Origin of the sequence: Povalibacter sp. (genome assembly GCF_036735925.1) — a bacterium.
Taxonomy (GTDB): Bacteria; Pseudomonadota; Gammaproteobacteria; order Steroidobacterales; family Steroidobacteraceae; genus Steroidobacter.
The window spans coordinates 1-13,199 of sequence record NZ_DAINNK010000106.1 but is presented as its reverse complement, the minus strand read 5'-3'; the positions used below and the strand labels follow the sequence as shown (position 1 = coordinate 13,199).

Below are 13,199 nucleotides of genomic sequence, written 5' to 3'. Positions count from 1 at the left end.
TTTCGGTCGTGAACCTGTCTCTTGAGTCTTCGCAGCAGGTCCAGCGACCGTTTCGATTGGGCTCACTGGCGTGCCCACCGGAATCACCCAGTCTTTCTTCTGCTCGATCCAGCGTTGGTAGCGATCGAAGCTCCACATGCCGTCTTCGCCGCCCGCCTGCAGCACATTGGCAATCTGGCTGAATTGACCACCACGGATCGTGCCCTTTGCCGCCGAGCTGCCCGTCAATAGTTCACAACGAGGCACTCGTATCTGATAGCTGCTGAGATATTCGAGTCGCTGGCTGACGACACCAACAAGACAATCCGCAATCTGTGCGCGGATGCTGCTCTGGATCTCCGCTGCAAACGACATGCAGATGCGACTCAGCGCTTCAGCGCAGGTTGCCGAGTGCATGGTGGCCAGGACCAGATGACCGGTTTCGGCGGCGTTCAAGGTGAGTCGCATGACATCGGGAGTACGCATCTCGCCGATGACCAGCACATCGGGATTCTCGCGCAGGGCATCGACGATCGCCTGCTCGTAGCTCGGGGAATGCGTCGGAATTTCACGCTGGCGGATGAAGGAACGACGGTTGGAATGGAGATACTCCAACGGGCTTTCGAGGGTGATGATGTTCCGGGCTCGGGACGCGTTTATCTCCTCGATCATGGCCGCCAGCGTCGTGGACTTTCCGCATCCGGTTGGACCGGAAATGATCACCAGGCCCGTCTGCGCCTCGATGAGCTTTCGCATGTCGGGGTGCAGATTGCACCCTTTCAGGTTATTCACGAAGGAGGTAAGCAGTCGCACCGCCATGGCCACGCCGCGGACGGTTTGATAAACGTTGACCCGACATCGTGTTCCCGCGACGCTCATCGACAGATCGGCAGACCCGCGGGCAAGGAACTGGTCCCAGTGCTCGCTACCCAGCAACTGTTGCCCCATCTCGGCAATCCGTGTTGCAGAAAGATTTTCACTGATCGCCAGCAGATCTCCGCGGACGCGCACCACTACGGGCGTGTCCGCTTGCAGATGGACGTCGCTGGCGCCCAATCCGCGACCTTTCAATATCCATTCGGTCAGTATCATTGCCTCTCCTGCTGATACCGCGAGTTCGAGTACGAGCGGCAGAGACTCGCCGCGGTCTGCTGCACGATCAATAGCCTTCTACGAGCGAAGGCAACTTCCGGGTAGTTGCGCCTTTCAGCTTGCGTGCTGCTGGATCCAGCTGAATTCCGATCCAGTATCCATCCTGCGAGTGGTCATTGATGACCTTGACTGCCTGGCCCTTGTCGCGCAATTGATCCAGCACCGATTTCGGGAATTCTCCTTCGCGGAAGGTTTCCTTCTCATATTCAGGTTTCGGCGGGGCGTTTGCCACCATTCCCAGGTAGGGACCCAGTGTATTGGGTTGCTCGACTGCGCTCTTGGGGTCCATTCCAAAATCCAGAACGTTGATGAGGTTCTCTACGGTAGCCATCTGCAACGCGGAGCCGATGGCAGCGGAGGCAAGTATCGGCTTCCCGTCCTTGAGAACGATCAAAGGATTCGTTGTGTTGGGCAAGCGAGCGCCGCCACCGATGGCCGCAATCGTCTGTTGCTGGAATGCGGCTGAATCTGGAATGGAGACGCCGTCGACAAAGATACCCGTTGTTCCCCAAAGTACTCCGTTCAAGGTGTGCAGAATGCAGGCGACATTGCCCTGCGCATCAACCGCCAAAACGCCGGCGGAGTGGGCTGACGCGGGTCCCCGAGTGAGTTCCGCGTCTTTCAAGTTCTGTCGAATGTGATCCACCACGAGTCTGGCGGTCTTCTCCGTCGTCAGAGCCTCGATGCTGGTATCAATGCCTGGAAGAAAAACGCCACGCTGTTCCGATGTCATCAGCGAAAGAGATTTCTCGATCCTGAATATTTGAGTGAGGTAGTAGAGTGTCTCGGCCGAGCTGGTGTAGTGCCCCAGTTCTTTCATGCCGACGGCCTCGACCGCCTTCAGGCTTCCGAGCGTGACGAGGCTCCCAAGGCTCCCCTGCCCGAGCGAGATGACCTCGTAATCGCCATAGGAGATACGACGCGGTTCCGTCCACGACACTTCATAGGATGCCAGGTCCTCGAGTGTCATCTTTCCGCCTTCGCGCTGAATCGCGGCGGCGAGGCGGTGAGCCCAGGCGCCTCTATACATATATGCAGCGCTCTGATTCGCTACGTTCTTCAAGGTCTCTGCAAGTTCTGGTTGCCGGAACAGTTCTCCCGCTTTGTACAAGTCGCCGTTCTCTTTGGTGAAGATCCGCCTGGTCTCCGGCAATCGGGTGACGAAGGTCGAAGATTGCCGCAGCCACTCTTCGACTGTGGGGCTGAATGGGACACCGTGGTCCGCGATCCAGATGGCCGGGCCAAACAGCTCGGCAAAGGGTCGTTTCCCGAACCGGTCATGCATTGCTTGAACGCCGGCCATGAAACCCGGGACAAGCGCAGTGCGGCCGCTGTGCTGGCCCCACGTCGGGATCGAAAGTGGATCCTTTTCGCTTCTGACCGTATCGTAGCCCGCGTTCAGCGAGTAGGTCTTGCCCGAGGCGGCGTCGTAGTAGACGGCCGTGAGGATCCCGCATAACTGATTGCCGCGCCGGTGCTGAGCGCAATCTGCGCCAGAGATGTGGTGAGGGCAGCGTCTGCGGCGCTGCCGCCCTGCTGGAGGACCTTGAGTCCAGCATGAACTGCGAGTGGGTTGGTCGTGCCTGCAATCATGGCCTTCGAGCCTTCGGCGGCTCGTTGCGGTTGAAGTCGCTCTTTCGACTGCGGATCGATTCCGTACTCGAGTTGCAGGTATCGATCCAATTCTTCCTTCGGCCACCGATCTAGAGAATGGCCGGCGCCGGATTCTTGTTCTGATATCAATGTCTGGGAATTGACCGGGAAGGCAAGCGCGAAATGGGCCGCGACAAGTAGAGCGAGACGAGACCCACGCGGCAGGTTGTGCATCACCAATCCGTCGACGAATATGGAGCTGACAGCTTATCAGAGCGCAGAATAGGCCGAACGGGTCGCCACTCCTCCGAACCACGACTCGATACAGGAGCAAGCAATGAAACATCACCTCGTCACGTTGGTCTTCCTTCTCGCCGCCGTTCTCTGCGCCATCGCCGGATCGACATCCGGTCTGCTGGTATTCGCGGCAGCCGGGCTCGTTCTTGAGTCCGTGTTCTGGTTCCGCCTGCTTCGACGGCGTGCAGCGCCTCGCGATGGCAGAACGGCGCAATGAGATGCCTGCCTTGCCGCGGGTGACATCGGCGCGCCCGTCTTCCGCGCATCACGGTCGCGGAGTAGTCTCCCGCCATGCCTCTGTTGCGACATCGCCCCGCGCCGCCGCTCGATGCGCTGATCGACTGCTTCTGGTACAGCCGCGGTCATGCGCCGTTGCGTCAGCGGGAACGCGCGCTGCCTTCGGGTCGAGCCGATCTCGTTTTCAATCTGCATGAGGACTGCATCCGCACGTTCATGAGCGCGACGGATCGCGTGGGGCTGGTCACGCACGGTGCCGTGGTTCATGGGCCGCAGTCGCGCTATTTCGTGCTCGATGCCCGCAAGGATATTCATGTCGTGGGCGTCCATTTCCTGCCGGGTGGCGGCGGCATCCTCGGTGTGCCCATGGATGCGCTGCGCGATCGGCACGTGCCGCTCGAAGATCTGTGGGGAGAACACGCGAATCGCCTGCGTGATCGGCTCGTCGAAGCGCGTGATGCGCATGCGATGTTCGCCATTCTCGACTCCGAATTCCGCCGGCGGGTGGAACGGCGAACGCTGGTCCATCCTGCCATCAGCTTCGCGCTGCGACGTTTCGGCGCCGACGTCGCGCCTCTGCGCGTGGATCCAGTGCGGCGCGACACCGGTTACAGCGAACGTCGTTTTGCCACGCTGTTCAGCGGCGCAGTCGGACTGACGCCGAAACGCTATGTGCGTGTGCAGCGGCTGACGCGTGTCGTGCAGAACCTGGCGAGCGGCCAACGCGACCTGGCCGGCATCGCCGCAGACGCGGGTTACTACGATCAGGCTCATCTGACTCACGATTTCCGCGAGCTGGCCGGAACGTCGCCGGGAAGTTATGCGCCCATGCCCGGCCGCAGCGCGCTGCATGAGGCGATCGATTCGGGCGAGCTGCAGTCGGATCGCTGACGCCGCAGCGATTGCGCATTTCTACAATACGCGGGCGGTCTGCCGCGCCATGCTCGCCCCACCAAGACAGCCGAGGAACGACCATGCCCGAGTACACCGTCCACGAGGTCTATTCCTATCTACGCCTCCGGCACGCGTCGGAAGCGATCGAGTTCTACAAAACCGCCTTTGGTGCAACGGAGCTGTTCCGGCTGGTCGAGCCGGGCGGCCGCATCGGCCATGCCGAGATCAGGATCGGCAACACCACGCTGATGCTGTCGGACGAGTATCCGGAACTGGGCATCGTCGGGCCGCAGTCGCTGAACGGCACGAGCTTCGCCATTCACCTGCATGTCGATGACGCGGACGCATGGATCGCGCGCGCAGTGGCGGCGGGCGCCGTCGCGACGCGACCGGCGGCCGATGCCTTCTACGGCGAGCGTTCCGGCGTGGTGCGCGACCCGTTCGGACACGAGTGGTTGATCGGTCATCAGATCGAAGAGGTGTCCTGGGAAGAGATGCAGCGGCGCTACACGGCGCTCATGAATGGCTGACGGATGTTCCTGGGATCGGGCGTTCCTTTCTCCCGAGTAGCGGGGACAGGATGGTTCTTTTGTAGGTCAGGCTTCAGCCTGACTCCGAAAAGAGGCCGGCTGAAGCCGGCCCCACAGTCGGAGGATCGGAAACAGACTCCACGGCGCGCTACCACTGCGCGACCAGTTCCCGGAACGGCGCATTGAGTTCGATGCCGTGCTCGTCATGGTTCTCCGCCACGCGCCCATCGACCGTCACGCGCACGGGTTTGCGACGCGTCGGCCACACCACGGCGAGCTGCGTCTCCGCTCTCAAGCCGGAATCGAGCGTCACGCGCAGTGTGTTGTCCCGCTGCTGCGCCGTCATCGTGAGCGATCCATACGTGATCGGCAGCGCGCCGATGCGGATGCCCTCGCCTGCCAGCCATTGCGGCGGCACGCCGGGCAGCAGGCGCAGCCGCTTGTCGTCCTCCTGCATGAGCATGCCGAAGATCATGCGCACGTACTCGGCGCCGATCCAGGTGTGCGGCATGTCGCCCATGTAGCGATCGCGTCGTTCCAGCGAATGCACGACTTCGGCAAACACATGCCATCCCGCCGGCCGGCGATGACGCATGAAGTTGGCCAGCAGTTCGTTCGCCACCTGCGGCTGATCGAGGTGAACATAGGTGAGCACATTGCGCAGTTCGTAAGGCGTGTAGGCGTACAGCGCACCGGGCTCGTCGCGACGGCGCACATCCTGCAGATACCGGTCGAACGTCGTCCGCAGCGGACCTTGCGGCATCAGCTCCATCTGATTCGCGGGATCGATGCCGATCGATACGCTGGTCGGATCCCAGTCGCCCAGATCGGCGGAAGCCGGCATGTAGTCGATGCCTTTCCACTCGATCGTCGCCTCGATCGAGCGTCGCACCGATGCGCGCAGCTCCTCGTACTGCTCGCGCGACCACGCCGCGAGTTCCGCGTTTCCCCAGCTCTCAGCGAGCCAGATGGCATCGTGCCAGCCCTTCAGTCCCCAGTAGTCGTCCCAGTAGCTGTGCGTCGGCACCGAGTACCCTTCGTGACTGATGGAGGGCGCGAGAATGCCGTGAAAGCGTTGCGGCGATGGACGATCGGCAAGGTAGCCCGGCGCCAGCGTGCGATCGCGCAGTTCCTTCAGATACGTCAGTGCCAGCTTCACCTGCGGTTCGTACTCGCGAACGCTGGCCGGGCCGCCGTCGACGCGTGCGATCTCTGCGACCAGCCACACGAACTGTCCCTGGCTGTCGTGTTCCAGATCCGAGCCGAAGCCGCGATTGACCGAGCCGTCCTCATTGAGGATCGGCGATACCAGTCCATTGGGATGCACGGCGTGGTTGCTGTACCAGCGCAGATAGTCGCGCGCCGCCTTCACCATGCCCATGCGCGCGAGGATCGATGCCGTCGCCGAGCCATCGCGCAGGAATGAGCGATTGTAGTTGCGCGGCCCCGGCTGCAGCGCCGGGCCAGTCTGGTTGAGCAGCATGTACGCCGTCTGCGCACGCATCATGTCGACGAGCGTGCGATCGGGCAGCGACAGCCGGATGCGGCCGACGCTCTCCTGCCACTGACCCGCGACCTGCGATGCGATCGTGTCGAATGCCCGGCCGGCGTCGTCGGCATGTCCGGCAAGCAGCGCCGCACGATCGAGTTCCGGCGCCGGCGGCAATGACTCTGCGGTGAAGTCGATGTGATCGTTGCCCAGCGGAAAGGCCAGCACGATGTCCTTCGTTTCGCGCGGCTGCAGATCGACGCGATAGCCCAGCACGGCGGCGGCGAGTCCATTGCCATCGGTCGCACTGAGCGAAGCCGGCAGCCGGCCGGAGACCACGGCATCGGTGAGATCGGTTTCGCCGTGATCGCCGAACGCCGCGGCCGCACGCGCATCGACGGCGGACAGCGAGTGAACGAAGGTGCGCCCATTGATCCGGACTGACGAAGCCTGCGACGTGCCATCGATCCGGATACTGCGGATCGGTGCGATGCCGCCGTGCTGCCAGGGCGGATTCACCTGCAACGGCCGCACGATCAGCGCCAGCTGGCCCTTCACCGGTTCGCCGCCGACATTGCGCAGTCGATATCGCGTGAGTGTCACGGGCGCGCCATGCTGCGCCATCGCGACCGCCTCCGTGTGCAACTGCAACCCCGCCTGCGGCGACCACTCGACCGATGGAATCGGCATCCAGCCGTCGCGCAGTGTCTGGGTACGCTGTGCCGTGGTCGCTGCGCTCGCCGTTCCGGAATCCGCGCGCCAGATCGGCTGCACGAGCGGCGCACCCTTGAACGCCTCGAGATTGCCGTACTCGTCGAAGACGGATTTCTGTCGTCCCGCCGCAATGCCGACGACGGTCCAGTACACCTGCTGACGGTGCAGCGTGTCCGGATACAGCTCGCGATTGGCGCGCGACGCCTTGATCTCGTAGCGCTGCAGCGGCGTCATTGCCTGCGACGGACTCAGCAACCGCAGGCGCCGGATGCTCGCAGCGGGCGCCGAAGTGAGTCGCAGCCCGCTCACGGTCTCTGCGGTCGACGCACCGAGATAGGAAGTGTCGCCGACCGAACCGGGGTCGGCGGCCAGCAGATGCCAGGCGCCGTTTTCCGCGCGGGCTTCGAGCTTCGCATCGCTGCGCGCACCTTCCCACCAGACCTGCAGTCCTGCGACGTCGAGCGGTCGCGGCAAACGCATCTCCAGCACGCCGTTCGCCGGCAACCGGTGTGTGCCAGTGCCGGTCCAGAGCGATTCGGCGCTGCGTTGACCTGATGGCATCGCGAACTGCGGCGCATCGACGGCTGCAACCGGCTCGAACTCCAGCACGGATACGCCCCAGTCCGCCGTCTTCGGCTGGCTCGCGAGCCTCAGGTAGCGCGCCCGCACCGTCGGAAAGAACACGTACTCCACATTACCGGCACCGTCGTCGATATCGGCGACGGTCTGCCATCGCTGCGCGTCCGTCGACGCCTGGATCAGGTACGTCTCGGTGAAACCGCTGTCCCAGCGAATGACGACGCCTCCGATGTCCGCTTCCTTCCCCAGATCGAGCTGGAACCAGTGACCTGGAGAGAACGGTCCGCCCCACCGCGTCTTCTGATCAGCGTCTATTGCATACGCCGGTGCCAGCGCCGGATTGTCGACGACCGATGCGCTGGCGTGCCATTGCGCCCGCGGCGGCAATGCCTGTGCTGCGACGCCGTTTCCAGGCATGAGACTTGCGATGAACGCGAGCGCCGCAGCCCACGAAACACGTCGACGCATGAGATCTTCCTGCTGTCGGTAATTTACCTGTCGCACATCGAAGACTCTGGATACGATGGATGACTTGATTCTGGCGTTGTCTCGTCAACTCCGTGCTACGTGTGGCTTCTACGCAATGACGTTCGATACTCGCCGGCGTAGCTATTGTTCCGTGACTGCGGAACTTATGCGAAGGGAGCGAGTTTGAGGGCGATCGGATGCATGAGGGGGTTTCATGTCTCGGAATGCCAGTTCAGATGCGGCCGGAGCGTTGCACCGGCGGCCAGTGACGGACTGCGAGCAACATCACCGGAGAATGCGGCAGCGCAGCCTGCTCGCCGGCGCAGTGGCGAGTTGTCTGATGCTGGCAGCGCCAGCAACGTTCAGTCAGTCGGTGAACTCGAATCTGCGCGGACAAGTCACCGGCGAGGCTGGACCGGCGGCGGACACGGAAGTCGTCGCTACCAATCAGGCAACGGGTGCGGTGCGCAGGACGCGGACCTCGACCGATGGCTCGTATGTCCTGATCGGATTGCCACCGGGAACATATACAGTCGAAGCCGGCGACCTCACCAGTACCGTGACGCTATCGGTCGCGGCCAACGCCACTCTGAACCTCCAGCCCCGCCCCGAATCCATTGAACAGGTCGTGGTTACCGGCGTACGGCCCGCAGCACTGGACGTGCGGACATCGGAAGTGGGCGGCACCATTTCGCTGCGCGAGATCGAGCAGCTGCCGCAGTCCACACGCAACTTCCTGGAGTTCGCAGACACCGTCCCCGGCATGGCGTTCACCACCGATGCACAGGGCTTCACCAGTCTGCGCAGCGGTGCCACCAGCAAGAACAACGGCAATCTGTACATCGACGGCATCGGTCAGAAGAGCTATGTCGAGGCGGGCGGCATCGCCGGCCAGAACCAGTCGCGCGGCAATCCCTTCCCGCAACTTGCGATCGACCAGTACAAGGTCATCACGTCCAACTACAAGGCTGAGTACGGGCAAGTGGCCGGTGCAGCCGTCACTGCGGTGACTCGCTCCGGCACCAACGAGTTCGAAGCCGAGGCTTACTTCCGGTACACGGACGAAAGCATGCGCGCCAAACGGCCGGCGGAAAAGGCGCCGGGCGAGGAGAAAGTGGACTCGCAGACCGAGGAGTACGGCTTCGCGGTGGGTGGGCCGATCATCCGCGATCGACTGCATTATTTCCTGGCCTACGAATACAAGGACCTCATCACGCCGCGCGTCGTGTACCCGAACACCAATGCCTCGGATTCCGCGCAGTTCCTGCCTGCCGACGTGCAGAGTCTGTTCGGCCCGCAGAACACGCCATTCGAGGAGGATCTGGCATTCGGCAAGCTGAGCTGGAGTATCACGGAGGACGACCTGCTGGATCTGAGCTTCCAGTACCGCGACGAAGTACAGGTAGATTCCGTCGGCGAACAGCGGTCCGCACCGCATGGACGCGACGTTCTCAACAAGGACGAGCGACTGACTCTGCGCTGGCAACACAGTGCGGTCAGATGGGTGAACGAGTTGCTGTTCACCACCGAGAAGACGGAGAACAATCCGTATCCGCGCAATCTCGGCAACGGCGTCATGTACGCTGCCTTCAATCGCCTGCCGAGCGGCGTCGTGCAGGACGAATGGAATATCGTCGAGGCCGGCCCCGCCGGCGGCGGCGACGCCAAGATCAGGAAACAGGAGGGCTGGTCGGTCGCCAACAATCTGACACTCCCCGGCATCAACTGGCTCGGGGAGCACACCGTAAAGGTGGGCGTGAGCTACAAGGACATCGACCTGACGTCGCAGGACGCCGGGTCGATCAATCCTCAGTTCCGCTACGAAGTCACACCGGCCGGTGTGGCGGCAACGCCGTATCGCGTGGATTTCAATGCGCCGTTCAATGTGCCCGGACAGCGCGCCACCGTGGACACCGACGGCAAGCAGTACGGTTTCTACATCCAGGACGACTGGGCAGTGAACGACAAGCTGATCCTCAACATCGGCGTACGCTGGGACTACGAGGAGAATCCGGCGTATACCGACTTCGTGACATCGCAGGCGTTCGTCGACGCACTCTATGCCGACGATCCCGATATCCCCGGCGTGCAACCCTGGGCGGACCGGCTGCAGGCAAGCGGCGTCAATGCCGCAGACTTCGTGAGCACCGGCAGCAATCGCGACGACTACAAGGATGCGTGGGCGCCGCGCTTCGGCTTCTCATATGACCTCAATGCCGATGAGCGACACGTCATTCATGGCGGCGCCGGTCGCTCTTACGACCGTAACCTCTTCAGTCTGCTGTCATTGGAAGTGAGCAAGGCGGCTCTGTCGCCTGTGGCCGTCTACTTCCAGGATCCTGCCACCGGCCAGTGCTACCGCGACGACGGTCGCGCGTGTCTCGTGTGGGACCAGGCCTATTTCGATCAGGGTATGGACGCCCTGTCGCAACTCCCGATCACGACCGGTAGTGCTGAACTGTTCATGCTCAACAACGATCTCAAGACGCCCTACAGCGATCAGTTCAGTCTCGGTGTCTCCAACCAGATCGGCGAATGGCGCACCGATGTGACCGTGCAACGGCTGCTGAGCTACGACGGCTTCATCTTCTCGCTCATCAATCGCTATCCGGACGGCTCCTTCTTCCAGAACGGAAGCCAGCCGTGGGGCGAGCCGGTGCCCGGGTATGCAAACACCATCCTGGGCTACAACGGCATCGAGTCGCGCAATACGCAGGTGCTGCTGTCGGCGGAGAAGCCTTACAGCAGCGATTCCGGATGGAGCCTGAATCTGGCTTACACCTACACCGACGCGAAGCACAACCGCAAGATCGATGACAGCTTCGCGTTCGACAAACCGACCATCGATGAGTATCCCTTCATCATGGTCGACACGATACCGGAGCACCGCTTCGTAGCTGCCGGATCCATCGATGGCCCGTGGGGTCTGGTGTTCGGCGCGAAGATCGTGCTTGAGACGCCGCGACCGCAGAACGAGGTCCGTGACTACGGTGCGCGACCGCCCGACGGCTCCTTCTCCCAACCGTTCGCCATCGAGCCGCCCGGAACCGGCAGCTTCCTGGTCGGTGGCGACATCTGGGGCTATCGCACCGTCGATTTCCAGGTCACCAAGGAGTTCAAGGTCGGAGACTTCTCGTTCTCGGCACGCATGAACCTGCTCAATGCGTTCGACTACGAGAACTATTCGACCTTCAACATTCTCAGCGTGGGTTCCGACGGCGTGCTCGATCCGGACCTCGAAGTGAACAAGTACGGCGACAGCTTCTATGTGCCGCGCACGCTGAGTCTCGAGGTGAGTTTCAACTTCTGAAAAGCGGAAGCCGGCGCCAGAGAAGATTGCTTCTCAGGTGCCCTCTCCCAGTGACCGGTACGTCACTTGCGATACTTCTCATCCACCTCCGCTTCAGCGGCCAGCCAGTCATCGAGTTCATGTCCCGGCGCAAACTGCCGGCTGGCGGCGCGCCAGTACGCATTCATGGCAATCCGCTCCTCGCGTGTCGTCACCGGCCGCAGTTCACCCAGCAGGCGCAGTTCGGGAGTGGACTCGGCTGGGTCATCGGGCGTCGCAGAAGCGGGATTCACTGCCGCTTTCGTCTTTTCTGAATCACGGATACGTGCGGGCATGGGGACATCTCCTGGGCGATGGGCAGGCATCGAATAGAAGCCTCGCTGCAGAACAAAGTTCCCGCGATCAGCGCTTCGCCTTGATGACGCTGATATCGCCATCCGGTTCGAGCCACGCGCGCCTGACCTGCCCGGGATCATCCACGCCCTGTTCATGCAGTTTCGTCATGAGATCTTCCGGCGTAATCAGCTGGCGCCGCATGTTCTTCTCGATCATGCGTCCGTCGCTGACGAGCAGCAGTCGCTGCGCCTGCAGGAATCGCCGCATTCGCGCGAAGCGCCAGCCCGCCCAGTCGAGCAGGAAGTTCCAGCCCAGGATGGTCGAGATCAGGATGAGTCCTTCGGTGACGGAACGATACTCCGCCGCCATCGCGTTCTGCGCCGCGTCGGCGATGATCACCAGCAGGAGGATGTCGGACACCGCCATCGATCCGACATCGCGGCGCATGATGAAACGGAACACGAGGAACAGGAACCAATAGATCAGCGTGCCGCGAACGACGAGTTCGAGCGGCGCCATGTGCACCGCAAAGATTTCATGCCATGACACGTTCACGGGAGCGGGCCGTTAGTAGCCGCCGATGATCGGCAGGATTTCGCCGGTGATGTAGCTCGAGCACTGCGGCGAGGCGAGAAACACATACGCGGGGGCGATCTCCTCCGGCTGAGCCGGACGTCCCATCGGCGTTTTCGCGCCGAACTCGCTGACATCCTCCGCCTCCTTGTCCGCGGGGTTGAGCGGTGTCCATACCGGCCCCGGCGCCACCGTGTTCACGCGGATCCCGCGATCGATCAGATGGCCCGCCAGCGAGCGCGTGAATGCATGGATGCCGCCCTTGGTGAGCGAATAGTCGAGCAGATGCCTGCTGCCGTGGATGCCGGTGACGGAGCCGGTGTTGATGATCGCGCTGCCCTTGCGCAGATGCGGAATCGCGGCCCGGCAGAGATAGAACATGCCGTACAGATTCGTCTGCAGCGTCGTGTCGAAATGCTTGTCGGTGAGATCTTCGATCTCGTTGGTGTGCAGCTGGAAGGCTGCATTGTTCACCAGCACGTCCAGCCGCCCCAGCTCCTGCACCGTACGTTTGACTGCAGCTTCGCAGAAGCGTCGTTTCGCGACGTCGCCGCTGATCGCAATGCAGCGCCGTCCTTCGCTTTCGACAGCCTTCTTGGTGACTTCCGCATCCGCATGTTCGCTGAGATAGACGATGGCGACATCGGCGCCTTCCCGCGCGAACAGCACGGCGACTGCCCGCCCGATGCCGGAGTCGCCGCCGGTAATGAGCGCCACGCGATCATGGAGCTTTCCCGATCCACGATAGAACGGCGCGTCGTACATCGGCCGTGGATCGATGGCGGCTTCCTGCCCGGGTTTCGCCAGATGCTGTGCGGGCATGGGGGGCTCGGGATAGAGGCGTGCGCCCGCCTGCATGGCACGAGGTGTGGATGCTGCCGCATGCCGATCGGCGCGTGCAATCTGTCGCTGGATGGCGCGATGCTTGCGGGCCGTGCTTCTTGCCGATCGTTTGCCGGAGCGTGCGGCCATGATTTCTCCCATCGACGTGCGTGCTGGGCTAACCGCACGTGCGAAGGGAAAGTTCCGCGCTCGTTTCCTGCTGTGGGGCCGGCTTGAGCCGGCCTGG

The 13,199-nt window shown here is 62.4% G+C and carries 10 protein-coding genes; 3 read left to right on the top strand and 7 right to left on the bottom strand.

Annotated elements, in window-relative coordinates; genetic code table 11:
* From V7D81_RS21210 to V7D81_RS21200, 3 genes are all read right to left on the bottom strand, one after another.
* The coding region (locus tag V7D81_RS21210; protein ID WP_324320052.1) for a type IV pilus twitching motility protein PilT at window positions 1-1,071 on the bottom strand (1,071 nt) is incomplete at its 3' end.
* A gap of 67 nt (window positions 1,072-1,138) precedes the next feature.
* Window positions 1,139-2,485 carry a gamma-glutamyltransferase gene (locus V7D81_RS21205; protein WP_324320054.1) on the bottom strand — a complete coding sequence of 449 codons (1,347 nt, stop codon included), beginning with the start codon at window positions 2,483-2,485 and terminating at the stop codon, window positions 1,139-1,141.
* A gap of 44 nt (window positions 2,486-2,529) precedes the next feature.
* On the bottom strand, window positions 2,530-2,958 hold the full coding sequence (locus V7D81_RS21200; RefSeq protein ID WP_324320056.1) for a hypothetical protein: 429 nt from the start codon (window positions 2,956-2,958) through the stop codon (window positions 2,530-2,532).
* A gap of 354 nt (window positions 2,959-3,312) precedes the next feature.
* On the opposite strand from V7D81_RS21200, the gene V7D81_RS21195 reads away from it, so the two are divergent.
* Both V7D81_RS21195 and V7D81_RS21190 read left to right on the top strand, forming a co-directional pair.
* Entirely contained in the window at window positions 3,313-4,149 is an 837-nt protein-coding gene (locus V7D81_RS21195; protein WP_324320050.1) for a helix-turn-helix transcriptional regulator, read from the top strand.
* 83 nt (window positions 4,150-4,232) lie between these two features.
* Window positions 4,233-4,682, top strand: coding sequence for a VOC family protein (locus tag V7D81_RS21190; protein WP_324320048.1), 450 nt, complete (start codon window positions 4,233-4,235; stop codon window positions 4,680-4,682).
* Window positions 4,683-4,830: 148 nt separating this feature from the next.
* On the opposite strand, the gene V7D81_RS21185 is transcribed toward V7D81_RS21190, so the two are convergent.
* On the bottom strand, window positions 4,831-7,932 hold the full coding sequence (locus tag V7D81_RS21185) for a discoidin domain-containing protein (protein WP_324320046.1): 3,102 nt from the start codon (window positions 7,930-7,932) through the stop codon (window positions 4,831-4,833).
* 295 nt (window positions 7,933-8,227) lie between these two features.
* Here V7D81_RS21185 and V7D81_RS21180 point away from each other — a divergent pair, with 295 nt between their 5' ends.
* Entirely contained in the window at window positions 8,228-11,242 is a 3,015-nt protein-coding gene (locus tag V7D81_RS21180) for a TonB-dependent receptor (RefSeq protein ID WP_324320044.1), read from the top strand.
* A 62-nt stretch (window positions 11,243-11,304) separates the two neighbouring features.
* On the opposite strand, the gene V7D81_RS21175 is transcribed toward V7D81_RS21180, so the two are convergent.
* The 3 genes from V7D81_RS21175 to V7D81_RS21165 form a co-directional block, all read right to left on the bottom strand.
* On the bottom strand, window positions 11,305-11,556 hold the full coding sequence (locus V7D81_RS21175; protein WP_324320042.1) for a DUF2934 domain-containing protein: 252 nt from the start codon (window positions 11,554-11,556) through the stop codon (window positions 11,305-11,307).
* A 67-nt stretch (window positions 11,557-11,623) separates the two neighbouring features.
* Entirely contained in the window at window positions 11,624-12,112 is a 489-nt protein-coding gene (locus V7D81_RS21170; RefSeq protein ID WP_324320040.1) for a DUF421 domain-containing protein, read from the bottom strand.
* A 12-nt stretch (window positions 12,113-12,124) separates the two neighbouring features.
* Window positions 12,125-13,102 (bottom strand): SDR family oxidoreductase, encoded by a 978-nt coding sequence (locus V7D81_RS21165; protein ID WP_324320038.1) that lies wholly within the window; start codon window positions 13,100-13,102, stop codon window positions 12,125-12,127.
* Window positions 13,103-13,199 lie beyond the last annotated feature (97 nt).